This is a genomic window from Methylobacterium sp. HJ2 (assembly GCF_056431005.1).
In genome coordinates this window covers 483264-507015 of record NZ_JBWJYM010000001.1, presented here as the reverse complement: position 1 = coordinate 507015, position 23752 = coordinate 483264, and the positions used below count along the sequence as shown (strand labels likewise).

Below are 23752 nucleotides of genomic sequence, written 5' to 3'. Positions count from 1 at the left end.
ACACCAGGCCGGCGAAGACCAGGAGGCTGACTCCGTAGAAGACGACGAACCACAGGAGCCGGCGCCCCTTCAATGGCCGTAGCCGCCCGCGCCGATATCCTCGGCGACCTTGCCGCGGAAGACCCAATAGGCATAGGCCGTGTAGGCGAGCGTCAGCGGCATCACCACCGCGTAGCCGACGAGGGCGAACCGCAGGGCGCTCACCGCGTTCGCGGCCTGCCAGATCGTGTAGCGCGGTGGCACGATGTAGGGGAACAGGCTGATCGCCAGTCCGAGGAAGCCGAGCAGGAACAGGCTGATCGTCAGGAGGAAGGGCGCCACGTGCCGGCCGTGGTCGAGGGCGCGCAGGAGCCAGAACGCGACGAGCCCCGTCACCACAGGCACCGGCGCCACGTAGAACACGTTGGGCACGGAGAGCCAGCGCCACTGGATGTCGAGGCCGAGGAACGGCACCCAGGCGCTGACGATCGCCATCGACAGGATGGTGCCCGCCAGGAATTGCCGGCTCTTGATCCGCGCCCAGACTTCCAGCTCACCCGAGGTCTTCATCACGCACCACGTGGCGCCGAGCAGCCCGTAGCCGCAGACGAGACCGATGCCCGTCATCACGCTGAAGGGCGTGAGCCAGTCGAAGCTGCCGCCGGCAAAGCCGCGACCCTCGACGTGGAAGCCCTGGACGAAGGCCCCGAGCACCATCCCCTGCGCGAAGGTCGCCACCAGGGAGCCGTAGTGGAAGGCGTAGTCCCAGATCGCCTGCGAGCGCTCGGCCTTGAAGCGGAACTCGAAGGCGACGCCGCGGAACACCAGGGCGATCAACATCAGGATGAGGGGCAGGTAGAGCGCCGGCAGCAGGATCGCGTAGGCGACGCTGAACACCGCGAATAGCCCCCCGCCCCCGAGGATCAGCCAGGTCTCGTTGCCGTCCCAGATGGGGGCGACCGAGAGCATCATCTGATCGCGCCAATTGCCGCGCTCGGCCGCCGTGAACAGGATGCCGACGCCGAGGTCGAACCCGTCGATCACCACGTACATGGCGACCGCGAGCCCGAGCAGCACCGCCCAGACCAGCGGCAGCCAGAACGCCGCCCCCTCATATTCCAGACCGAATCCGAACATCCGCCCTCGCCGCTCCGGGACGCCGTCAGCTAACCACAGGCAGCCGCCGCAGGCCAAGCGGGTCGCAGCAACCGCGCGGGCCGGCCGTGCCCCGGAGCGGGCTCAGGGCGCGACGCCGCGCCAGCCGAGGGCGCGGTCGGCGGGCGAGAGCGTGTCCTGCGAGGCCGGATCGGGCACGGCGGGCACGGTCTGGCCGGCGCGCCGCACGAGCTCGGCGAGCGCCGCCTTGGCGACGCGCTCGCGGGCCTCGGTGGGGACCGAAGCGACGGAGGCCGCGAGGATCGAGGAGACCGCGTCCGGGACGGCTGCGACCGGGGCTTCGGACGGGCGCGCGTGTTCGCCGCGCTGCTGCAGGGCGAGATAGGAGAGCGCACCGATCACCAGCGCGGCGCGCAGCAGGAACGACATGGCCTCTCTCGCGAACTTCGGATACGGGGCGCGCGGGAGCCTCGCGCGGCAAGCCTGAAGCGCGCGTCAACGCCGTCCCGAAATCCTCCCGGATGGTAAATCCCGCCGGGTCAATCCGCGGGGGCGCCGGTTACCTCGCGGAAAGCATCCGGGCCGATCGGGCTCGCGCCGCAACACTCGTTTAAGCCGCCCCTGCGACCGTCAGGCCGTTGTTCGACGGTCGAACCGGAGGCGTGGGGACCGCGAGGTCCCGCGTTGCGCGTGCCAGTCTTGCGTATCAAAGATGTCCTCCCTTCGGTGATCGACGCCCGCCTCGCGAGCCTCGTCCACGAATCCGCCCATCGGGATCCGAACGTGCGCGACCGGCACGAGCGCTTCCTGGTGTCGCGGCTCGCGACGGGCGCCGTGATGATGGCGGCGCTGCCCCCCTACCTGCTCTGGCGCGGCGTGCCCTCCCTCATCGAGGCGATGGCGGTGGCGAGCCTGATCCTGCCGGTCCTGGCCGCGGTGATCCTGTCGCGGTCCGGTCATCTCTGGATCGCCCACGCGGTGGCCTCGATGGGGCTGACGGGTCTCGTGGTCTGCCTCGCCGGGATGACCGGGGGCGCCGGCTCGGCCGCCGCCGTCTGGCTGGTGGCGATCCCCCTCGAGGCCGCGGTCTCCGGCTCGAAGCGCTCGACGGTGACGGCCGCGGTGATCGCCGCCATCGGCGCCCTCGTTGTCGCCTGCGCCGGCACCTGGATGTCCCGCGCGCCGATCGTCGACGTCTCGGCCTCGATTGCGATGCCGGTCTTCGTCATCACGGCGATCGGCCACGTCGCCGCGCAGATCCTCGACCACATGCGCCACGAGCGGCGCTGGCGGACGCAGATGCAGGACAACGAGGCCCGCGACCGCATGCTGCTCTCGGCGATCGACGACCTCGTGACCTGGCACGACGCCAACGGGCGCGTGCTGGAGGCGAGCGCCTCGGCCGCCCGCTTCGTCGGCGTCGAGGCGCCCCGGCTGCGCGCCCACGGCCTGCTCGAGCGCATCCACGTCGCCGACCGGCCGGCCTTCCTCCAGGCGATCAGCGACGTCGCCGCCCATGGCCGGCCCGCCACCGTGCAGTTCCGCCTGCACCTCGACGCGGGCGCCGAGCGCGCCGACGGCGCCCGCCTGATCCATGCCGAGATGCGGGCGCACCGGATCGAGCGCAGCCTCGGCGGCGCGGCGCCGACGAGCGTCGTCGCCGTGACCCGCGACGTGACCGAGCACCGCCGCCACGCGGAGGAGCTGGAGCGCGCCCGCGCCGAGGCCGAGCGCGCCGACGAGGTGAAGAGCCGCTTCCTCGCCAACGTCACGCACGAACTCCGCACGCCGCTCAACGCGATCATCGGCTTCTCCGAGGTGCTCGGCGGCGAGGGAGCGGTCTGCCTCGGGCCCGAGCGCGCCCGGGAATATGCCGGCATCATCGGCGATTCCGGCCGGCACCTCCTCGACGTGGTCAATTCCCTGCTCGACATGAGCCGGATCCAGAGCGGCAATTTCGACTACGCGCCGGAGGTGATCGACGCCGCCGCGCTGGTGCGGACCTGCTGCGACCTGATGAAGCTCCGGGCGGACGATGCCGGGATCGCCCTCGTGCACGCCCTCGACCAGACCCCCATCGAGATCACCGCCGACGCCCGCGCCTGTCGGCAGGTCCTGATCAACCTGATCTCCAACGCGGTGAAGTTCACGCCGCGCGGCGGCCGGGTCGAGATCGGCCTGCGCCGCAGCACGACTGGCCTCGATATCGTCGTCTCCGATACGGGCAGCGGCATCCGGGCCGTCGACCTGCCCCGCCTCGGCACACCGTTCTTCCAGGGCGGCGGCGGCGATTACCGGCGGCCGCACGAGGGCACCGGCCTCGGCCTGTCCGTGGTCCAGGGGCTCGTCGGCCTGCACGGCGGCACCATCGCCATCGAGAGCGCGCCCGAGGCCGGCACCAGCGTGACGGTGACGCTGCCCCTGCAATGCCGCCCGGCCGATGCGCCGCTGGCCCCCGCCCCGGTCTCGACCGTGGTGCGCAGGGCCGCGGAGGCGGCGACGGTCGGCGCGAGTGTGGGCCGGCGCCCGCTCGGGCTGTTCGAGCCGGGGCCGATCCATCCGAGCGACCCCGTTCCGCTGAGACGGGCCGGCTGACGGCCCGACCGCAACGCAGCGCGCCCGTCCCGGATCCCGGGCGGGCGTGCAGCCATGAGGAGACAGGATGCCAGAGTACCGCGAGATCACCCTTCCGGCCGACGAGCGGGCCGTGCGTCGTGGCGCGGCGAGGGTCGCTCCGAAGGCGGCCCCCAAGCGCCGCGCGCCCGCCCGCCGGGCGGGCGGCATCGACTGGACGGGGCTGCTGCGCAGCGGCCTCGCCGGCACCCTGCGCGTCTGCCGCGAGCGGCCGGCGAGCGTGCTCGGCTCGCTCGCCGCGCTCGGGGCCGTCGCCGCGGTCTCGATGAACGCGCTGGGCTCGCAGGCCGGGCGCCATCCCGCCCCGATCCTGCCCAAGGTAGCGCTCCGTCAGGACGGCCTGCCGAAGCCGGCGCCGGAGAAGCCCGCCGACGGCCGCGCGGTCCCGGGGGCTCTCGCCGCGGCTCAAGCCGCCCCGTCCGCCGCGCAGCCCGGCGAGAAGCCGAAGCCCGACGGCGCGCCCGGCCGCGACGCGATCGGTGCGCTCATCCGCAACGACGAGACGACAGCCTCCGTCACCCCGAAGTCCGAGAAGGTCGAGAAGTCCGGAGCCGCCGTGCTCCAGGCGCAACGCGCGCTGATCAAGCTCGGCTACGGACCGATCAAGGCGGACGGCCGGATGGGACCGGGCACGCGGGCGGCGCTGGAGAAGTTCGAGCGCGACCGCAAGCTGCCGGTGAAGGGCGAGCCGGCCGGGCGCACGCTGCGCGAGCTCGCGGCGAGGGCCGGGTCGCCGCAGGGGTAGGGTCCGGTTGCCAGATGCGTCGGGCCCGACCATCTCGGGCGGACCACGAGGTCCGACCATGCCGCGCCTGCGCTCCGATTTCTTCGTCTCCGCCCATCTGCGCCGCCTCAACGACGCGGCGATCCCGGCGGTGCTACGCCGCCGGGGTGCGGCGGAGGCCGGCGCCATCTTCGTCAAGGTCGACCGCCTCGACGGCAGTGCCGACCTCTACGGGCCGGCGCCCCAGGCGCTGCTCGACGGGGACGATTCCGGCGACCGGCGCTTCAGCCCCCTCCTCCGGGGCGCCCCGCCGCTGGAGGTCGAGGAGCGCTTGAGCCGCGAGATGCGGTTCGATTCCGATCTCTGGGTCTTCGAGATCGACGACCGGGAGGGCCGCCACTTCCTCGATCTGGCGGAGTGAGTCCGCGGCCTCAGCCCCAGAGCGCCCGCTCGGGCGGATGGATGGTGCTGCCGTCGAACCGCAGCCCCGGCTCCCGATCGCGGGCGAGCAGCAGGGGGCCGTCGAGATCCACGTAGTCGGCTTGGTCGGCGAGCAGCATCGCGGGCGCCATGGCGAGGGACGTGCCGACCATGCAGCCGATCATGAGCGCCAGGCCCCGCGCCCGCGCCGCCTCGGCGAGCATCGCCGCCTCGGTGAGGCCGCCGGTCTTGTCGAGCTTGATGTTGATGGCGTCGTAGCGGCCGGCCAGCGCGTCGAGCCCGGCGCGATCGTGCAGGCTCTCGTCCGCACAGATCGGGATCGGACGGGCGATCTCGGCGAGCAGGTCGTCGGCACCGGCCGGCAGCGGCTGCTCGATCAGCCCGACGCCCGCGGCGACGCAGGCAGCAAGGTTCGCTTCCAGGGTCTCGGGCCGCCACGCCTCGTTGGCGTCGACGATGAGGCGCGCATCCGGCGCGCCCCGGCGCACCGCGGCGATGCGCTCGGGATCGCCGGCGCCGCCGAGCTTCACCTTGAGGAGCGGCCGGGCCGCGGCTCCGCGCGCCGCCGCCTCCATGCTCTCGGGACTTCCGAGGCTGAGGGTGTAGGCGGTGATCGCGGCGCGCGGCGGGCCGAGCCCCGCGATCTCCCAGGCGGGGCGCCCGGTGCGCTTCGCATCCAGGTCGAACAGGGCGCAATCGAGGGCGTTGCGGGCGGCGCCCGCGGGCAACAGGCCAAGCAGCCCGGCCCGGTCGAGGCCTGCGGCCACCGGCCCGGCCTGCGCCTCGATCAGCGCGGCGACGCTCTCCACGCTCTCGCCGTAGCGGGCGTAGGGCACGCACTCGCCGAACCCCGAGGCCCCCGAATCGTCGTCGATCCGCGCGACGACGACCACAGCCTCGGTGCGGCTGCCACGGGCGATGGTGAAGGCGCCCGCAATCGGGAAGCGCTCGACGGCGACGGTGAGGCTGCGGCTCATCGGATCCTCAGGCGGGCGGGAAATCGACGAGCAGGCGGTTGACCAGCCCCTCGACGCCGAAGCGCACCGGGTCGGTGGCGGGCAGATCGTGCTCGGCGGCGAGGCGCTCGAGTAGCGTCTCCGCCTCGGATGTCTCCAGCGCCTGGGTGTTCACCGCGATGCCGACCGGGCGGATCCCAGGGCTCGTCAGGCGCCCGAGCTGCACGGTGAGATCGATCACCTCCTGGATCGTCGGCAGCGGATGGGCGACGCCGCGCATCGTGGTGCGGGTCGGCTCGTGGCAGACCACGAAGGCGTCGGCCTGCGCGCCGTGCAGCAGCCCGAGGCTGACCCCCGCGAAAGAGGGGTGGAACAGCGAGCCCTGGCCCTCGATCAGGTCCCAATGCTCCGGGTCCGCGGCCGGCGCGATCCACTCGACCGCGCCCGAGATGAAGTCGGCCACCACCGCGTCGATGGCGACGCCTCTTCCCGAAATGAACACCCCGGTCTGGCCGGTGGCGCGGAAATCCGCATCGAGGCCGCGCGCGCGCATGCCCTTCTCCAGCGCCAGCGCCGTGTACTTCTTCCCCACCGAGCAATCGGTGCCCACGGTCAGCAGCCGGCGTCCGGGCCGCGGCGTGCCCTTGCCGGTGGCGAAAGTCTCGCTGGTATGGCGCACGTCGTGGAGCTGGCGGCCCCGGCGCGCGGCGGCTTCGGCGATGGCCGGCACCGCGCCGAGGCGGGCGTGCAGGCCGCTCGCCACATCGAGCCCGGCCTCCAGCGCCGCCACGATCTCGGCGACCCAGTGCTCGGGCAGCACGCCGCCCGCGTTGACGACGCCGACCACCAGGGTGCGACAGCCCTTCGCCAGCGCCTCGGGCAGGGTCATGTCGGGGATCCCGAGATCCGCGGCGCAGCCCGGCATCCGCATCTGCCCGATGCACCATTCGGGGCGCCAGTCGGCGATGCCGTAGGCCGTCTTGGCCGCCAGTGTGTCGGGCACGTCGCCGAGAAACATCAGGTAGGGCGTGGCGATCTGCATCCGGATGGTCCCTGCTCGCTCCGTCGGGCTCGGCGCGCCACTATGCGGGAACCGGTGCCCGGGGCAACGCCCGGCCGGACAATGCACGATCGCAGCCAGGGCATCCGCCGCCGCCTGCACCCCACCACTCTTGCGTCCCACGGCTCTTGCGCCCCACCGCTCTTGCGGCCGACGCCGATGTAGGGTGTCCTCACCGCCCCTCACGCCGCGAAGGCTCGTCGACGATGAAGATGTACGGCAACTGGCGCTCGGCCGCCGCCTTCCGGGTCCGGATCGCCCTGAAGCTGAAGGGCATCGCCTACGAGGAGACCTTCATCGACCTCGACGCGGGCGACCAGCACAAGCCGGAGTTCCGCGCCATCAACCCGCAGGGCGCGGTGCCGGCCCTGTTCGACGGCGACGGGCCCCCGCTGACGCAGTCGCTCGCGATCCTCGACTACCTGGAGGAGACGCGGGGCGGTCCCGCCCTGCTTCCCGCCGACCCGCGCGAGCGCGCCCGGGCCCGCTCCCTCGCCCAGGTCGTCGCCTGCGACACCCACCCACTCTACGTGCCGCGGGTGCGGACCTACCTGATGGAGGCCTACGGCCTGCCGCGCGAGCGCATGATGGAGTTCGTGCGCCACAGCTTCGTCACCGGGCTGAAGACCCTGGAGACGCGGCTCGCGACCGAGCCCGGCACCGGGCGGTTCTGCCAGGGCGATGCGGTGAGCCACGCCGACCTCTGCCTCGTCAGCCTCTGGGTCGGCACCGGGATCTTCGACGTCCCGACGGAGCCCTATCCGACTGCGCGCCGCATCGCGGAATCCTGCCTCGCGCTGCCGGCCTTCGCCGAATCCCACCCCCTCCGCCAGCCCGGCGCGCCCGCACCCTGAGCCGGCCGCGCGGGAAGATCTGGCACAGGGCCGGCCGAGTTGTGTAAGCAGGGCGTGACACGGGCGGCCGAGAAAGCCCGGTCGGCAGGCTGCGGGGAACGCGATGGTACCATCCGAGAACAAAAGCGGCCTTCACCGCATCGTCGTGGTGGGCGGCGGGGCCGCCGGTCTGCAGCTCGTCACGAAGCTCGGCGACAAGCTCGGCCGCAGCGGGAAGGCGCATGTCACGCTCGTGGACCGGGCGCGCACCCATATCTGGAAGCCGCTGCTCCACGAGGTCGCGGCGGGCAGCCTCGACATCGGGCACCACGCCGTCGACTACCTGCACCACGCCCACCAGCACCATTTCCGTTACCGTATCGGTCAGATGACCGGGATCGACCGCACCGCCCGGGTGATCGAGCTCGCCGCGAGTCATGATTCGGAGGGCCGCGAGGTCACGCCGCAGCGCACGGTGGGCTACGACACGCTGGTGATGGCGGTGGGCTCGACGACCAACGATTTCGGCACGCCGGGGGTGGCGGAGCACGCCATCGCGCTCGACACCCAGGCCCAGGCGGTGCGGTTCCACCAGCGCCTCGTCAACGCGATGCTGCGCGCCCACACCCAGAGCGGACCGGTGCGCCCCGGCCAGCTCCACGTCACGGTGATCGGGGCCGGCGCCACCGGGACCGAGCTCGCGGCCGAGCTCCACCGCACGATCCGCGACGTGGTCTCCACCGGCATGGACCGCATCGACCCGGCCAAGGATCTCAAGATCACCCTGGTCGAGGCCGCCGACCGCATCCTGCCCGCCGTGCCGCACCGGCTCTCCGGCGAGGTGATGGCGCTCCTCGCCAAGATCGGTGTCGAGGTACGGGTGCGCGCCCGCGTCACCGAGGTGCGGGCCGACGGGGTGGCGCTGGCCGACGGCAGCTTCATCCCCTCCGAGCTCGTGGTCTGGGCGGCCGGCGTGAAGGCGCCGCCCTTCCTCAAGGACATCGGCGGCCTCGAGACCACGCGCACCAACCAGCTCGTGGTGACGCCGACGCTCCAGACCACGCGCGACCCCGACATCTTCGCGATGGGCGACTGCGCCTACCTCGTCGAGGCCGGCTCCGACACGCCGGTGCCGCCCCGCGCCCAGGCCGCCCACCAGCAGGCGAGCTACCTGATCAAGCAGATCCCGGCCAAGATGGCCGGCCGGCCGCTGACGCCGTTCAAGTATCGCGACTTCGGCTCGCTGGTCTCGCTCGGCGAGTACTCGACGGTGGGCAGCCTGATGGGCTTCATCCAGGGGAAGAACATGTTCATCGCCGGGCTGTTCGCCCGGATGATGTACCGCTCCCTCTACAAGATGCACGAGCAGGCGCTGCACGGCACGGCCAAGACGGTGCTCGACGCCATCGCCCGCGCGCTGACCCGCCGCACCGAGTCGCGGGTGAAGCTGCACTGAGGCCGACCGATCCGGATTGCGCGGACCGGCATTCGGTGGTTCCGTCCGCGCCGGCCCGCAGGAGACGGGCCGTCAGGGAGTGACGCGATGGTGCTCGTGAGCGTGATGTACCCGGCCGGCGGCCGGTTCGACATGGCCTATTACCTCTCCCACCACATGCCGATGGTGCGCGAGCGCTGGTCCTCCTTCGGCCTGCACGAGGCGAAGGTGCTGCGCGGCGCCTCGACGCCGGACGGCGGGACCGCGCCGTTCCAGGTCATGGCACTTCTGACCTGGGATTCGGCCGAGTCCTTCGGCAAGGCCGCGGCGGCGCACGGCAAGGAGATCTTCGGCGATATCCCGAACTTCACCGACATCCAGCCGCAGGTTCAAATCAACGAGCTGCCCGAGGCGGCTGCGTGATCGACATCGTCAAGGCGGTCCAGGACAAGGATCCGAGCCTCGGCACCTGCGTGATCGTGCTGCGCGCCGATTCCCGCGCCCTCGACGGGGCGGGCCGGCTCAACGCCGAGGCGCAGGCCTGGCTCGACGCCCAGGCCCCCGGGGCGCGGTTCACGGAGGTCAGCGTGCTGCTCGCGCCCTATCCGGGCGCGATGCCGTCCGAGCGCACGGTGCCGGTGCTGGCCTTCACGGAATCCCGGCACCTCGCCGCCTTCGCCACGGCCTGGACCGCCGATCCTGAGCCGGAGGAGGACGCCGCCGTCTGAGGCGGCCCAGCCTCCGGGACCGTTCGGGCGCGGCGCCCGGCCGCCGGCCAGCTAGCGCCGCGCGGGACCCGGCGCCACCTCGGTCCGCGCCCGGAGCACGTCGATCAGCGCCCGGTCGCGCCGCGCCTCCAGCTCGGGGAGGGAGAGGCCGGCCGCCTCCGCCTCCACGCCCTCGGCGATCGCCGCCTTGACCGCTTCGGTCAGGCTCGGGCTTCCCAGGCTCGCCCAGCGGCGCTCCTGGCTCGGGCCGAGATGATCGAGATAGTGGCGGATGCCACCCGCGCCGCCGCCGAGATGGTAGGTCATGTGCGGGCCCATCGCGGCCCAGCGCAGGCCGGGCCCGTTGCAGAGCGCCGCGTCGATGTCGGCGACGCTCGCCACGCCCTCGGCCACGAGGTTCACCGCCTCCCGGTAGAGCGCCGAGGCGAGGCGGTTGGCGATATGGCCCGGCATCTCCCGCCGCAGGATCACCGGGCGCCGGCCGATCCGCGCGTAGAACGCGGAGGCGCGCTCGCCCGCCTCCGGCGTACCCGCCACGATCTCGACCAGCGGCACGAGATGGGGCGGGTGGAACGGGTGGGCGACCAGGACGCGCTCGGGGCGGGCGCAATCGCCGACGATCCGGCTGCGCAGCATCGCCGAGGTGCTGGACGCCACGAGCACGTCCGGCGGCAGGGCGGCGTCGATGCGGGCGAGCAGGCTCCGCTTCAGCGCCTCGTCCTCGGGGGCGTTCTCCTGGACGAAGCCGGCGCCCGCGAGGGCGGAGTCCAGCTCCGCGTGCGCGGAGAGCCGACCGGCGCCGTCGAGCCCGAGTTCGGCGAGCTGGGCGCGGGCGCGGGCGACGGCCGCGCGCAGGCGATCGCCGAAGCCCGGGGACGGATCCCAGGCCGAGACGTCGAGGCCGTGGGCCAGGAAGAGCGCGGCCCAGCTCGCGCCGACGGTACCGCAGCCGACCACGGCTACGCTGCGGATTTCATCCATGTCAGGATCTGCCCCGTCGTCTCCCACCCGCGCTTTACTTTCCGGGCGCCCCTCGCTTAGTCAATGGGACACCATCCGTATTCAGGATGCACAGCGGGCGGCACGACCCGCGATCCGGAGGAAGCCCATGTTCAAGCGCGCCGTCGCCTGTGCCGCCCTGTTCGCGCTCGCCGCCGCCGGCCCCGCCCGGGCCGAGGACGTGGTGCGGCTCGGCAACCTCAAATTCGCCCATTACGGCGCCATCTCCTACATGAAGGAGATCGCCCCGAAATTCGGCCTCAAGATCGACGAGCGCCAATTCGCCAAGGGCGCCGACATCTACCCGGCCATGGCGGTGGACCAGATCGACATCGCGGCGTCCGGCGGCGACGGGGCGGTGGCGGCGCGCGGCAACGGCGTGAAGCTCTACGTGGTGGCGGGCTTCGCCGACGGCGGCGTGCGCATCCTCAAGCGCCCCGACCTCCCGGCCAAGACCGCGGCCGACCTCAAGGGCCTGAAGGTCGCCACCGTCCGGGGTGGCACCCAGGACCTGATGCTCCTGGCCGAACTCGACAAGTACGGCATGACGTGGTCGGAGCGGCCCGGCAAGGACGTGCAGCTGACCTACTTCAACAACTACGCCGATCTGAACCAAGCGCTGGCGCAGAAATACGTCGACGTGATCTGCCAGAGCGAGCCGCAATCGACCCAGGCGATCAGCGCCGGCTGGGGCGTCGAGCTGGTCAAGCCCTACGACACCCCGATCGGCCGCCCAGTGCGCCCCCTGGTGATGACCGAGAAGATGTACAACGAGCGGCCCGAGGTCGCCGCGCGGGTGCTCAAGCTCTTCGTCGCCGCCACCAAGGCCTTCATCGACGATCCGGCGCTCGCCGAGAAGTACGTGCGCGAGCAGGTCTTCAAAGGCCAGCTCACGAGCCAGGATTTCCGCGACGGCATGGCCAACGCGACCTACACCTACGACGTGCCGGCCGGCCATATGCAGACCACCACCGACTACATGGTCAAGTACGGCCTCGGTAAGATGGTCAACCCGCCCAAGAGCGACGCCGAGTGGGTGAAGACGGATCTCCTCGACAAGGCCAAGGCCGAGTTGAAGACCAACTGATCGATGCGCCTCTCCTCGCTCCGCGGCGCCATCGTCCCGCTCGCCCTGCTGGTCCTCTGGGAGATCCTGAGCCGCACGGGCGTGTTCTCGCCGATCGTGCTGCCGCCGCCGACCGCGGTGGCGGTGAAGTGGTTCAACGGCCTGCTCCCGGGCCTGCCCTACGAGCCCGGCAGCCAGAGCTACGTCGCGTGGCTGTTCTCCGGCGAGATGCCGCACGACGCGGTCTCGAGCCTCGGTCGGGTGGTGAGCGGCTTCGTCATCGGCGCCGGCCTCGCGGTGCCGGTCGGGCTCGTGCTCGGCACGAACGACCGGCTCTACGCCCTGTTCAACCCGCTGCTGCAGGTGCTGCGGCCGATCCCGCCGATCGCCTACATCCCGCTCGCCATCGTCTGGTTCGGCCTCGGCAACCCGCCGGCCCTGTTCCTGATCGCGCTGGGCACCTTCTTCCCGGTGCTCGTCAACACCATCGCGGGCGTGCGTCAGGTCGATTCGATCTATATCCGCGCGGCCCGCAATCTCGGGGCCGGCTCGTGGACGATGTTCCGCCGGGTGATCCTGCCGGCGGCGAGCCCCTTCGTTCTCGCCGGCATGCGCATCGGCATCGGCACCGCCTTCATCGTGGTGATCGTGGCCGAGATGATCGCGGTCTCCGATGGGCTCGGCTACCGCATCCTCGAGGCGCGGGAATACATGTGGTCGGACAAGATCATCGGCGGCATGCTGACGATCGGTATTCTCGGCCTGATCATCGACGGGGCGATGAGCCGCCTGAACGACCATCTGCTGCGCTGGCACCGCGGCCTGGAGCGCTAGAGCCCGTCCCGATCGCCGCGCGGAAGGGAACGGCTCCGCGCTTTCGGTGTGGCGCGCGTCACGTCGCCGAACCGGCATCCACCTCAGGGGAAAGCACGCTCACGTATGTCGGCAGAGATCGTGGTCTCGAACGCCAGCAAGGTGTTTGGCAGCGGCAGCAGCGGCGTCGCGGCGCTCCAGGACATCGACGCCACCGTGCCGGAGGGGCAGTTCCTCTGCCTGCTCGGGCCCTCGGGCTGCGGCAAGTCCACCCTGCTGAACGCCATGGCGGGATTCACCCCCCTCAGCGCCGGCCGGATCACGGTGGGCGGGCGTCCCGTCATCGAGCCCGGGCCCGACCGGGGCATGGTGTTCCAGGAATACGCGCTGTTCCCCTGGATGAGCGTGGAGGACAACGTCCGTTTCGGCCTCGACGTGAAGGGCGTGCCGAAGGCGGAGGCCGCCGTCACCGTCGACCGCATCACCGCGACGCTGGGCCTCTCGGATTTCCGCAAGCGCTACCCGAAGGATCTGTCCGGCGGCATGCGCCAGCGCGTGGCCATCGCCCGCATCCTCGCCCTCGACCCGCCCGTGATGCTGATGGACGAGCCGTTCGGCGCCCTCGACGCGCTGACGCGGCGCACCCTGCAGGACGAGTTGCTGCGGATCTGGTCCGAGCTCGGCAAGACCATCGTGTTCGTCACCCACTCGATCGAGGAGGCGATCTACCTCGCCGACCGCATCCTGGTGATGACCTACCGGCCGGGCCGGATCAAACGCGACGTCGCGGTGACGCTGCCGCGCCCGCGCGACACCGCCTCCGGGGATTTCAACGCGATCAAGCGCGAGCTCGCCGGGCTGGTCATGGCCGAGCAGCAGCGCTTCACCGAAGCGGAGATGCACGCCCCGGCCGTCGATTGAGGCGCCTCGACGGAACCTCAGATTCGCCGCTTTCCTGACGGATCCGTCCCGGCCGAGGCCCTCGCCGGCGGAGCCGGCGCTCAGAGAGCATGGTCAGGCGACGGTGATCCGCTTCGACAACGTGTCCAAGATCTATCGGACGGACGGCAATCGGCGCACCATCCTGGAGCGGGTGTCCATGACCCTGAAGCCGGGGGTGAGCTACGGCATCCTCGGCATTAACGGCGCCGGCAAGTCGACGACGATGCGCATGATCGGCGGCGTCGAGGAGCCGACGAGCGGGCGAATCCACAGGGGCCTGCGCGTCTCCTGGCCGCTGGGCTTCGGCGGCGGCTTCCACGGAGCGATGAGCGGACGCGACAACGTCATCTTCGTGGCGCGCATCTACGGCGAGGACCCCAAGCGCGTGCTCGACTTCGTGGAGGATTTCTCGGAGCTCGGCAGCTACCTCGACGTGCCGATCAAGACCTACTCGTCGGGCATGGGCGCGCGGCTCGCCTTCGGGATGAGCATGGCGATCCAGTTCGACTGCTACCTGATCGACGAGGTCACGGCCGTGGGCGACGCGCGCTTCCAGCGCCGCTGCGCGGAGGTCTTCGCGAGCCGCCGCAAGAACGCCGACGTGATCATGGTCTCGCACGGCATGGAGACGCTGCGCGAGTGGTGCCACCAGGGGATCGTGCTGATCAACGGCCGGGCGATCGTCTACGAGAACATCAACGACGCGATCGAGGTCTACCATCGCCTGAACGCCTGAGGGGCGCGGCTCGGCGGACATGGTTTCGCCGCGGAAACGCGCGACATCTGCGTCCACGCCTCTTCGGCGGACCCGCAACGGGATGTGAACACCGCCCATGAACGTCGAGATCCGCAATCCGCAGGGCCAACCGCTCAGCACCGCGGACAAGTCGAACGCGGTCGCCGAGTCGCTTCGGCAATTCGCCCGGATGTCCCGCTTCGCGGACCGGAAAAAGGGCATCCGGTCCTATCAGACCCATGTCCGGCGCGACCCGTGGCTGCCGTTGCTGTTCGTGCTCTGCTGTGCGCTCCCGACCCTGGCGGCGGGCGTCTATTACGGGCTGATCGCCTCCGACCGCTACGTGAGCGAGGCACATTTCGCGATCCGCCCGGCGCTCGGCGGGGTCGAGAAGGCGACACCGGATTCGATCGGTACGAATACGGGCGTGCCGAAGGAGCTGATCGCCCAGGACACCCTGATCACGTGGCAGTACCTCTACAGCCGGCCGATGCTGGAGGCGCTCGAGGCGAAGCTCCCGCTCCGCACCTGGTTCAGCCGCGACAGCATCGACTTCTTCTCGCGTCTCGATCCTGAGAAACCGATCGAGAAGGTGCTGAAATACTGGCGCCAGCGCGTCGACCTCGAGGTCGAGAGCGGTTCGGGCATCATGAGCCTGACCGTCAACGCGTTCGACCCGCAGGAATCCCTGGCGATCACGAAGGCCGTCATCGCCGAGGCCGAGCAGATGGTGAACACGCTGACCATGAACGCCCGCGCCGACGCGGTGGCCGAGAGCGCGCGCGAGCTGAAGCTCGCGGAGGAGCGGATGACACGGATCCGCGTCGCTGTGCGCGACCTGCGCAACCGGGACGGCGTTCTGGACGCGCAGAAGTCCAACGAAGCCAACCTGAAGACGATCGGCGAGCTGAGGCTGACCCGCATCAACCTCTCGGTGTCGCTCAACCTGGCGATGCGCGACCTCGGGCCGAACTCGAACCGCATCATCGAGCTGAAGGCGCAGATCAAGGAACTCGATGAGAACATCGCGCGGCTCGAGAACCAGGCCACCAGCATGGACCCGGAGAGGAAACGCCTGCTCTCCGACGCGCTGACCCGGTTCGAGGCCCTCGACAACGAGCGCAAGGATGCCGAGAAATACTACGCCAGCGTGCTCGCGGCCAACGAGCGCGCGCGCATCATCGCGGCTCGGCAGGTCGAGTTCTTCAGCCTGATCGTGCCGCCGGTCCTCGCCGAATCGGCGACGCAGCCGCGCCGGCTCCTGATGTTCAGCCTGATCGCCGCCGGCTCCGCCGCCCTGTTCGCGGGCGTCGTGTTCGCCCGCAAGCAGATGGCTTGACCTGCACGCCTCCCGCGCGGATGGCGCGGGAGGCCGCTTTAGGGCTCAGCGTGTGGTTGAGCCGAGAGTCTGGCTCGGCGCGGGGGGCGAACCGGCCTGGCGCCCCGCCCCCGGATCCGCCTCGGTCGATCGCGCGGACACGTCCGTCGTGCTCGGGATCGCGCCCTCTGCGGTCGCGGCGCCCACCGTCCCGCCGGTCCAGCCCTCGGCGCGCCAGCCCTGCGCCCGCTCGTCGAGATCGATCGAGCCGTGCCGGTCGAGGATCGTCATGGCGCGGTCCGCGATCTCGTCGGGCGCACGCACCGTCACCAGCGTGCCGCCGCGGCGGACGCCCTCCGCGTAGGTCTCGGCCTCGTGCTGGCTCAGCCCCGCGCCCGTGAGGCCGCCGATCAGGCCGCCGGCCGCAGCTCCGACGCCGGCCCCCGTCAGGGTGGCGACGAGCCAGCCCGCGGCCACCACCGGCCCGACACCCGGGATCGCCAGCAAGCCGAGCCCGGCGAGCAGGCCCGCGCCGCCGCCGAGCACGGTGCCCAGCGTGGCCCCGGTGCCGGCTCCGTCCGCGGCATCGGATTCTCCGGGCTGATCGGAGGCCGGCTTGCGGGTCTCCAGCCGCTTGTCGGGATCGCTGGCGACGATGCTGATGTCGCCGTGCGGGATGCCCTCGGCCTCAAGCTTGTCGACGGCGCGGGCAGCGGCGTCGTAATCGTCGAACAGGGCGGTGACGGCGCGTGTGGCCATGGTCGGTCTCCTGGCTTGGGCGCTCTCCGCCGGGGCGGCGGAAGCGCGTGACTGCGGGGGCCTCGGGTCGTGCCGGCCGCCTCTCGCGGTTCGAGCGTCGGCGCCCGCGCGGGGCGACCGCGCGGCGGCGTTTTCAATGGGCGGCGACGCGGCCGCGGACATCCATCCCGATCCGGACGTCAGGGCCCGCCCGGGTCGCGGTGCCGGCCCAGAACCCGGCTTCGTCCTTGGTCAGGTCGCGCACCTCGTCGAAGCCCATCTTGCCCAGGCGCTCCCGGACCTGGGCCTCGGTGAAGCTGTTGACCCCGGGCTGGAGCAGCCTGCTGACGGCGCCCTGCCCGTCCGGCCGCATCGGAGCTCCATCGGCCTGGGCCAGCGCACAGCCCGCGATCGAGCTCGCGGCCAGGGCCGCCGCGAGGGCGAAGGGTCTCTGCATCGGCGCTCCGTCAGGCTTTCGTCCGGCGTCTCCCGTCTCAAGCCCGGGCGGCGGCGGCGGTTCCAGGGCGGAGGTTAACGCGGCGCTAACCATCCGCCCGGCAAATCTTGCCGGGTCCGTCCGGCGCGGACGGCGGCCCTGGACACGAGCGGGACATGAGCGAGACGGCAGCGGCGCCGGCAACAACCAGGGTCGGCAGCGGGCTCGCGGCCCTCGGCGGCCTGTCCATGCCGACGCGCGGGGATTTCCAGGCGCTCTCGCGGCGCTCGGACCTGTTCTTCGCCACCGCCGTGATGGGCATCCTGGCGGTTCTGATCTTCCCGCTGCCCTCGGTGCTGCTCGACCTGCTGCTCGCGGTGTCGATCATCATGTCGGTCCTGATCATGATGACCGGGCTGTTCATCGACAACCCGCTCGAGTTCACCGTCTTCCCGACGCTGCTGCTCATCGCCACCATGCTGCGGCTGGCGCTCAACCTCGCCTCGACGCGCCTGATCCTCGGCCACGGCCACGAGGGCACGGCGGCGGCCGGCCACGTCATCGAGGCGTTCGGCAACTTCGTGATGGGCGGCAACTTCGTCATCGGGATCATCGTGTTCGCGATCCTGATCATCGTGAACTTCGTGGTGATCACGAAAGGCTCGGGCCGCATCGCCGAGGTCGCGGCGCGCTTCACCCTCGACGCCATGCCGGGCAAGCAGATGGCGATCGACGCCGACCTCTCGGCCGGGCTGATCGACGAGAAATCCGCCAAGGCCCGGCGCGCGGCGCTGGAAGAGGAATCGGCCTTCTTCGGCGCCATGGACGGCGCCTCGAAGTTCGTGCGCGGCGACGCGGTGGCCGCCTTGCTCATCACCTTCATCAACGTGATCGGCGGCATCATCATCGGCGTCGCCCAGCAGGGGATGCCGATCGGGGCGGCGGCCAAGAGCTACACCCTGCTCACCATCGGCGACGGGCTGGCGAGCCAGGTGCCGGCTCTGATCGTCTCGACGGCGGCCGGTATCCTGGTGTCGAAGGCGGGCGTGCGCGGCTCGGCCGACAAGGCCTTGGGCAAGCAGCTCGCCCATTATCCCAAGGCGCTCGGCATGTCGGCCGGCGTCATGGTGCTGATCAGCTTCCTGCCCGGGATGCCGATGCTGCCGTTCCTGCTGCTGGCGGCAGGCTCCGGCTACGCCGCATGGCGCACCGCCAAGACGGCGCGGGAGGCGCCGCCGCTCGACGCCGAGGGCAAGCCGACCGACCCGACCGCGGCGGCCGGAGCCAAGGAGGAGACGGTCACCGACCTCCTCAAGCTCGACGACCTCAAGCTCGAGATGGGCTACGCGCTCCTCGCCCTCGTGAACGGCGACGGGGGCGACCGCCTCACCGATCAGATCAAGGCCCTGCGCCGCCAGCTCGCGGCCGAGCTCGGCTTCGTGATGCCCTCGGTGCGCATCCTCGACAACGTGCAGCTCGAGGCCAACGCCTACGTGGTGCGGGTCAAGGAGATCGAGGCCGGCACCGGCCGGATCTTCCCCGGCCAGTTCATGGCGATGGATCCGATGGGCGGGCAGGTGCAGCTGCCCGGCCAGCACATGCTGGAGCCGACTTTCGGACTGCCCGCCACCTGGATCGACGCGGGCCTGCGCGATCAGGCGCAGCTCAAGGGCTACACGGTGGTCGACGCCGCAACCGTCGTCTCGACGCACCTGACCGAGGTGATCAAAGCGCACGTCTCGGAACTGCTCAACCATGTCGAGGTGCAGAAACTGCTGCGCGAGCTGCCGAAGGAACACGGCGAGCTCCTGAAGGAGATCACCCCGAGCCAGATCTCGACCACGGGCATCCAGCGCGTGCTGCAGTTCCTGCTGGCCGAGCGTGTCTCGATCCGCGATCTCGGCGCCATCGTGGAGGGTATCGCCGAGGTGGCGGGCGGGGTGAAGAACCCGCGCGACATCGTCGAGCACGTGCGCGCCCGCCTCGGCCGCCAGATCTGCGCGCAGTATCAGGGCCCGGACGGCATGCTGCCGATCATCACCCTGTCGCCGGCCTGGGAGCAGGCCTTCCTCGATTCCATCGTGGGCGAGCGCGACGAGCGCTACCTCGCGATGCAGCCCTCGAAGCTGACGGAGTTCGTCACCCTGGTGCGCGACCGCTTCGAATCCGCCGCCCGCCAGGGCGAGATGCCGGTTCTCGTCACCTCGGCCCAGTCGCGTCCCTTCGTGCGCTCGATCATCGAGCGCTTCCGGCGCGAGACCCCGGTGATGAGCCAGGCGGAGATCCATCCCCGCGCGCGGCTGCGGACGGTGGGCTCGGTGTGATTGCGGCGCCCGGAGCCTGCCGTCCGAGGGGGTCGATGAAGCGGGCGGCCCGCCTCAGACCGTCTTCTTCTCCATGCGGCGCTCGATGGCGTGGGCGTCGAGGCCCGGCGCCGTGAAGGGCGCTTCCGGGGCGGTGGGGTCGTGCGGGCTGCCCTTGAGGACGCCGGCGAGACGGTTGCGCTCGTAGAGCAGCACGACGATCACCGAGATCACGAACGGCAGCCAGAAGTAGAACAGCCGGAACACCAGGAGGGCGGCGATCACGGAGGGCCGGGCGATGTCGGGCATCGCCACCACGAAGACCAGCTCGAACACCCCGAGCCCGCCCGGCGCGTTCGAGACCAGCGCCGCCGAGAACGAGGCGAGGAACACGGCGAGCACCACGAGGAAGCCGGGGTTCCCGGCCTCGGGCAGCGCGAAGTAGATGATGCCGGCCGCGCCGAGCAGTTCCAGCGGTGCCGCGATGAGCTGGCGCACCATGATGCGCGGGCGCGGATATTCGAGCTTGAAGGCGCGGATCGTCAGCGGCTTCAGGTGCAGGAGCGAGCCCGCGACGTAGAGGGCGACGAAAGCGAGCAGGCCGGCGCCGAGGATGCGGGCGGTCGCCGGGTCGGTCAGCACCGAGGGCAGGTAGCCGTTCAGCCGGGTCAGGGTGTCGGGCAGCACGGTGAGCACGAAGCCGCCGAGCAGGATGGTGCCGAGCCCGAAGGTGAACGAGCAGAGGGCGACGAGGACCGCGACCTGCGCGGCCGAGAGGCCCTTGGCCGTATAGGCCCGGTAGCGCACCACCGCCCCCGAGAACACCGAGGCGCCGATGTTGTGCGACAGCGCGTAGGTGGTGAACGAGCAGAGCGAGACGAAGAACCACGAGATGTGGCGGACGCCCAGGTGCAGCAGGGCGATCCGGTCGTACCAGGCGAGCGCCGCGTAGGCGACGATGGTCGAGAGGGCCGCGAGCAGGAAGCGGTGGACCGGAATCGCCGCGAAACTATCCCGGATCTCCGCGATGGAGATGCCGCGCAACTCGCGATAGAGCAGGTATCCAGCGACGACGACCGCGGCGAGGCCGACGATCGGCCAAATAAAATCGCTGATCTTCTTCATGGTACCCTTGCGCCCCCGGTGGCGATCCTGATGCGCCAGGACGCGGCGCCTCGCAAGCGGAGCCAGGGCGCCGCCTCGGGCGCGTCATGTCAGGCGATCATGACTGTTTCGTGCAAGCCGTGGCGGGGAATGCGGCGGGCCCCGGGCCCTGCCCGCCGCGTGCGGGCTCGGGGCCGGAGCGCCGGTCGGCTCAGGCGCGAGCCCGGGACAGGCCGATCCCGTCCATGGCCGCCTGCTCGCGGCCGGCCTCCGCGGCGCGCTCGGCGGAGCGCTCGCGGTCGTCCAGGATCTCGACCTTCTTGAGGTCCTCGAAGGCCTCGCCGAGCTCGGCCTTGGCCTCGGCGAGCTGGTCCTCCAGGGCGGCGGCGGACTGGCGCATGTTGTCCCGGCGGCCGGCGGCGGCGCGGGCATAGGTCGGGTACGCGAAGTGACCGGTATCGGTGATGCCGGCGCGCGCCTCCTCCTGGGCGATCTCGCGGTCGAGCTCCATCGCCATGCGCTGGAAGTCGGCCATCATCATCTCGATCTGGGTCACGCGGCGGCGCTTCTCGTCGACCTGGAAGCGCCGCAGGCGGATCAGCGTGTCACGCGATTTCATGGGGGACGCTCACTCCACGCTCAACGAGAGGCCGCGTCCCGGACGCACGCGCAGGACCCGCTCTCAGCCCGTGCCCACGATCTGGGCCAGCCGAGAGTAACCATCGCCGATGGACGTTGCTTCTTCCTTACCCTGACCCAGAAAAGCCTCCAGATCGGGCATCAGCGCCACCGCCTCGTCGACCTCCGCGGAGGCCCCCGCGCGATAGGCGCCGAGCCGGATCAGCTCCTCCATGTCGGCGTAGGTGGCGAGCACCCGGCGGGCGCGCCGCACCACGGGCAGGAAGGCCGGGTCGCAGGCGCGCGGCATGGTGCGGGAGACCGAGCGCAGCACGTTGATCGCCGGGTAGCGCCCGCGCTCGGCGATCGAGCGCTCCATCACGATGTGGCCGTCGAGGATGCCCCGCACGGCGTCGGCCACCGGCTCGTTGTGGTCGTCGCCCTCCACCAGCACGGTGAAGAGGGCCGAGATCGTCCCCTCCCCCACCCCGGGTCCGGCCCGCTCGAGAAGGCGGGGCAGCTCGCTGAACACGGTCGGGGTGTAGCCCTTGGCGGTGGGCGGCTCGCCGGCCGCGAGGCCGATGTCGCGCTGGGCCATGGCGAAGCGGGTGATCGAATCGATCATGCACAGGACCTTGGCGCCCTGATCGCGAAAGTGCTCGGCCACCGACAGGGTGACGTAGGCCGCGTTGCGCCGCATCAGGGCGGGCTCGTCGGACGTCGCCACCACCACGACCGAGCGGGCGAGCCCCGCCGCGCCGAGGTCGTCCTGGAGGAATTCCTGCACCTCGCGCCCGCGCTCGCCCACGAGCCCGATCACCGCGACGTCGGCCGCGGTGTAGCGGGCGAGCATCGACAGCAGCACCGACTTGCCGACCCCCGAGCCCGCGAAGATGCCCATGCGCTGGCCGGCGCACATGGTCAGGAAGGTGTTGATGCAGCGGATGCCGAGATCGAGCGGCCGGCCGACCCGGCGCCGCGCGTGGGCGGGCGGCGGATCGGCCCGCAGCGGGTAGATCGCCGGGCCCGGCGGCAGGGGGCCGAGCCCGTCGACCGGTCGACCGAGAGCGTCGATCACCCGGCCGAGCCAGGCCTGCGAGGGCCGCACCGCGCCTGCCGCCTCGTCGCGGACGAAGGCCGGGCAGCCGCGGCGCACCCCCTCGAGCGAGCCGAACGGCATGGCGAGCGCCCGATCGCCCTGGAAGCCGATCACCTCGCAGGGGATCAGGCCGTTGGCGCCCTCGACGTCGAGCCGGCCGCCGAGGCGCATCGCGGCCACCGGCCCCGCGACCTCGACGAGGAGCCCCCGGATCGCCACGATCCGGCCGTAGGTCTCGACGGGCTCGATTCGCTCCGCCGCCGCGCGGAGGGCGGCGAGCGAGGACGGCCCGGAGGGTTGAGGATTCTGCGACACCCGGCCCGCCTCTCAACGCTTCGTTTACCTCCCTCCTTAACACTGAGGTCATCGGGCTTGTAACGGGTCCGAATTCCCCGACTTTCGGGCGTCCTCTCCGAGGGCCGTCCGACGAGCCCGACCGGCGTTGCCGGGCGGACACAGGGAGAACGGAACCGTTACGGGCGAGGGACTTGACCAGGGGTTGGATACGATCTGCGCGCTCTCGACGGAGGCCCTGTGAGAACAGACCGTCAACGGCGCGGACAGGGTCTCGCAAGAGACTCAAAAGGATCGCTTGCAACCGAGAATCAGGTTTTGTTAACGATTAACCCATAGCGTCCACGTCAATCTCGGGGGAACGCTCGTCCACAGGCCGGTGGCGGGCGAACGACGGGGACGTGACGGAACGCTGATGCGGCCGGCCGGGCTGGGGACCGACGATGCGGGTACTTCTGATCGAGGACGACAGCGCCACGGCGCAGAGCATCGAACTGATGCTCAAGTCCGAGAACTTCAACACCTACACCACCGATCTCGGTGAGGAGGGTGTCGATCTCGGTAAGCTCTACGATTACGATATCATCCTGCTCGACCTGAACCTGCCCGACATGTCGGGCTACGAGGTTCTGCGCTCCCTGCGGGTCGCCAAGGTCAAGACCCCGATCCTGATCCTCTCCGGCATGGCCGGGATCGAAGACAAGGTGAAGGGCCTCGGCTTCGGCGCCGACGACTACCTGACCAAGCCCTTCCACAAGGACGAGCTCGTCGCCCGCATCCACGCGATCGTGCGCCGCTCGAAGGGCCATGCCCAGTCGGTGATCACCACCGGCGACCTCGTGGTCAACCTCGACCAGAAGACCGTCGAGGTGGCCGGCGCTCGGGTTCACCTTACGGGCAAGGAATACCAGATGCTGGAGCTGCTCTCGCTCAGGAAGGGGACCACGCTCACCAAGGAGATGTTCCTCAACCATCTCTACGGCGGCATGGACGAGCCGGAGCTGAAGATCATCGACGTGTTCATCTGCAAGCTGCGCAAGAAGCTCGCCAACGCCAGCCACGGTCGCAACTACATCGAGACCGTCTGGGGTCGCGGCTACGTGCTCCGCGAGCCGATGGACGGCGAGGAGCGCATCGCGGTCTGATCCGCCGAGGGCTCCGCCACGGACGACCGCGCTCGCGCGGAACAGGGCCTGCCGCCGCGATCGGGATCGCGCCGGCGGGCCCTTTCGTGTTCGGGTCTGGCCGATTCCGCGACGCGCCCTCGCCGGTCATTCCACCGACCGGTCGGTTCGTGCATCGGTGATTCCGCGCAGAGGGGAATGTTCGCGGCCCCTCCCCCGCGTCTTGCCAGAGACACTGATCGTACGAGCAGGACTA

24 protein-coding genes are annotated in these 23752 nt (G+C 70.9%); 14 read left to right on the top strand and 10 right to left on the bottom strand.

The features are described 5' to 3' along the window. Window positions 1–69: 69 nt before the first annotated feature. On the bottom strand, window positions 70–1116 hold the full coding sequence (gene cydB / locus ACS5RC_RS02410; RefSeq protein ID WP_478342221.1) for a cytochrome d ubiquinol oxidase subunit II: 1047 nt from the start codon (window positions 1114–1116) through the stop codon (window positions 70–72). A 102-nt stretch (window positions 1117–1218) separates the two neighbouring features. Continuing rightward, window positions 1219–1524, bottom strand: a complete 306-nt coding sequence (locus ACS5RC_RS02405; protein ID WP_478342220.1) for a hypothetical protein — start codon at window positions 1522–1524, stop codon at window positions 1219–1221. A gap of 261 nt (window positions 1525–1785) precedes the next feature. Here ACS5RC_RS02405 and ACS5RC_RS02400 point away from each other — a divergent pair, with 261 nt between their 5' ends. From ACS5RC_RS02400 to ACS5RC_RS02390, 3 genes are all read left to right on the top strand, one after another. After that, on the top strand, window positions 1786–3690 hold the full coding sequence (locus ACS5RC_RS02400) for a PAS domain-containing sensor histidine kinase (protein WP_478342219.1): 1905 nt from the start codon (window positions 1786–1788) through the stop codon (window positions 3688–3690). Window positions 3691–3757: 67 nt separating this feature from the next. After that, window positions 3758–4474, top strand: a complete 717-nt coding sequence (locus ACS5RC_RS02395) for a peptidoglycan-binding domain-containing protein (protein ID WP_478342218.1) — start codon at window positions 3758–3760, stop codon at window positions 4472–4474. A 58-nt stretch (window positions 4475–4532) separates the two neighbouring features. Next, window positions 4533–4874, top strand: coding sequence for a DUF1491 family protein (locus ACS5RC_RS02390; protein WP_478342217.1), 342 nt, complete (start codon window positions 4533–4535; stop codon window positions 4872–4874). 10 nt (window positions 4875–4884) lie between these two features. Here ACS5RC_RS02390 and dgcA read toward each other — a convergent pair whose 3' ends face one another. Next, the gene (gene dgcA, locus ACS5RC_RS02385) at window positions 4885–5871 is read right to left on the bottom strand and encodes an N-acetyl-D-Glu racemase DgcA (protein ID WP_478342216.1); all 987 of its coding nucleotides are present in this window, start codon (window positions 5869–5871) and stop codon (window positions 4885–4887) included. A 7-nt stretch (window positions 5872–5878) separates the two neighbouring features. Continuing rightward, the gene (gene dgcN / locus ACS5RC_RS02380; protein WP_478342215.1) at window positions 5879–6892 is read right to left on the bottom strand and encodes an N-acetyltransferase DgcN; all 1014 of its coding nucleotides are present in this window, start codon (window positions 6890–6892) and stop codon (window positions 5879–5881) included. 224 nt (window positions 6893–7116) lie between these two features. Here dgcN and maiA point away from each other — a divergent pair, with 224 nt between their 5' ends. The 4 genes from maiA (at window position 7117) to ACS5RC_RS02360 (ending at window position 9906) form a co-directional block, all read left to right on the top strand. Further along, window positions 7117–7764 carry a maleylacetoacetate isomerase gene (gene maiA / locus ACS5RC_RS02375; protein ID WP_478342214.1) on the top strand — a complete coding sequence of 216 codons (648 nt, stop codon included), beginning with the start codon at window positions 7117–7119 and terminating at the stop codon, window positions 7762–7764. Window positions 7765–7867: 103 nt separating this feature from the next. After that, window positions 7868–9199, top strand: a complete 1332-nt coding sequence (locus ACS5RC_RS02370; protein WP_478342213.1) for an NAD(P)/FAD-dependent oxidoreductase — start codon at window positions 7868–7870, stop codon at window positions 9197–9199. 87 nt (window positions 9200–9286) lie between these two features. Next, complete coding sequence (locus ACS5RC_RS02365) at window positions 9287–9601, top strand: EthD family reductase (protein ID WP_478342212.1); 315 nt, start codon at window positions 9287–9289, stop codon at window positions 9599–9601. After that, on the top strand, window positions 9598–9906 hold the full coding sequence (locus ACS5RC_RS02360) for a hypothetical protein (RefSeq protein ID WP_478342211.1): 309 nt from the start codon (window positions 9598–9600) through the stop codon (window positions 9904–9906). The genes ACS5RC_RS02365 and ACS5RC_RS02360 overlap by 4 nt, the downstream gene beginning before the upstream one ends. 51 nt (window positions 9907–9957) lie before the next feature. Here the strand turns inward: ACS5RC_RS02360 and ACS5RC_RS02355 are convergent, their stop codons facing one another. Beyond that, window positions 9958–10887, bottom strand: a complete 930-nt coding sequence (locus ACS5RC_RS02355) for a 3-hydroxyacyl-CoA dehydrogenase NAD-binding domain-containing protein (RefSeq protein WP_478342210.1) — start codon at window positions 10885–10887, stop codon at window positions 9958–9960. Window positions 10888–11014: 127 nt separating this feature from the next. Between ACS5RC_RS02355 and ACS5RC_RS02350 the strand changes: the two genes are divergently transcribed. The 5 genes from ACS5RC_RS02350 (at window position 11015) to ACS5RC_RS02330 (ending at window position 15801) form a co-directional block, all read left to right on the top strand. After that, window positions 11015–11992 (top strand): ABC transporter substrate-binding protein, encoded by a 978-nt coding sequence (locus tag ACS5RC_RS02350; protein WP_478342209.1) that lies wholly within the window; start codon window positions 11015–11017, stop codon window positions 11990–11992. A 3-nt stretch (window positions 11993–11995) separates the two neighbouring features. Continuing rightward, window positions 11996–12805 carry an ABC transporter permease gene (locus tag ACS5RC_RS02345; RefSeq protein ID WP_478342208.1) on the top strand — a complete coding sequence of 270 codons (810 nt, stop codon included), beginning with the start codon at window positions 11996–11998 and terminating at the stop codon, window positions 12803–12805. Between the two features lie 105 nt (window positions 12806–12910). Continuing rightward, window positions 12911–13705, top strand: coding sequence for an ABC transporter ATP-binding protein (locus ACS5RC_RS02340; RefSeq protein WP_478342207.1), 795 nt, complete (start codon window positions 12911–12913; stop codon window positions 13703–13705). A 103-nt stretch (window positions 13706–13808) separates the two neighbouring features. Beyond that, complete coding sequence (locus ACS5RC_RS02335) at window positions 13809–14462, top strand: ABC transporter ATP-binding protein (RefSeq protein WP_478342206.1); 654 nt, start codon at window positions 13809–13811, stop codon at window positions 14460–14462. Between the two features lie 97 nt (window positions 14463–14559). Next, window positions 14560–15801, top strand: coding sequence for a KpsE/RkpR family capsule polysaccharide export protein (locus ACS5RC_RS02330; protein WP_478342205.1), 1242 nt, complete (start codon window positions 14560–14562; stop codon window positions 15799–15801). Window positions 15802–15846: 45 nt separating this feature from the next. Here the strand turns inward: ACS5RC_RS02330 and ACS5RC_RS02325 are convergent, their stop codons facing one another. Then, the gene (locus ACS5RC_RS02325; RefSeq protein ID WP_478342204.1) at window positions 15847–16539 is read right to left on the bottom strand and encodes a general stress protein; all 693 of its coding nucleotides are present in this window, start codon (window positions 16537–16539) and stop codon (window positions 15847–15849) included. A 133-nt stretch (window positions 16540–16672) separates the two neighbouring features. Then, window positions 16673–16975 (bottom strand): hypothetical protein, encoded by a 303-nt coding sequence (locus ACS5RC_RS02320; RefSeq protein WP_478342203.1) that lies wholly within the window; start codon window positions 16973–16975, stop codon window positions 16673–16675. A gap of 155 nt (window positions 16976–17130) precedes the next feature. Between ACS5RC_RS02320 and flhA the strand changes: the two genes are divergently transcribed. Further along, entirely contained in the window at window positions 17131–19278 is a 2148-nt protein-coding gene (flhA, locus tag ACS5RC_RS02315) for a flagellar biosynthesis protein FlhA (RefSeq protein ID WP_478342202.1), read from the top strand. 54 nt (window positions 19279–19332) lie between these two features. On the opposite strand, the gene ACS5RC_RS02310 is transcribed toward flhA, so the two are convergent. From ACS5RC_RS02310 to fliI, 3 genes are all read right to left on the bottom strand, one after another. Next, window positions 19333–20382 (bottom strand): lysylphosphatidylglycerol synthase domain-containing protein, encoded by a 1050-nt coding sequence (locus ACS5RC_RS02310; protein WP_478342201.1) that lies wholly within the window; start codon window positions 20380–20382, stop codon window positions 19333–19335. Between the two features lie 190 nt (window positions 20383–20572). After that, complete coding sequence (gene fliJ, locus ACS5RC_RS02305) at window positions 20573–20980, bottom strand: flagellar export protein FliJ (RefSeq protein ID WP_478342200.1); 408 nt, start codon at window positions 20978–20980, stop codon at window positions 20573–20575. A gap of 63 nt (window positions 20981–21043) precedes the next feature. Next, window positions 21044–22393, bottom strand: coding sequence for a flagellar protein export ATPase FliI (fliI, locus tag ACS5RC_RS02300; protein ID WP_478342199.1), 1350 nt, complete (start codon window positions 22391–22393; stop codon window positions 21044–21046). Window positions 22394–22815: 422 nt separating this feature from the next. Here fliI and ctrA point away from each other — a divergent pair, with 422 nt between their 5' ends. Then, a complete protein-coding gene (gene ctrA / locus ACS5RC_RS02295) occupies window positions 22816–23517 on the top strand; it encodes a response regulator transcription factor CtrA (RefSeq protein WP_478342198.1) in 702 nt (233 codons plus the stop codon). The last annotated feature ends 235 nt before the right edge of the window (window positions 23518–23752 follow it).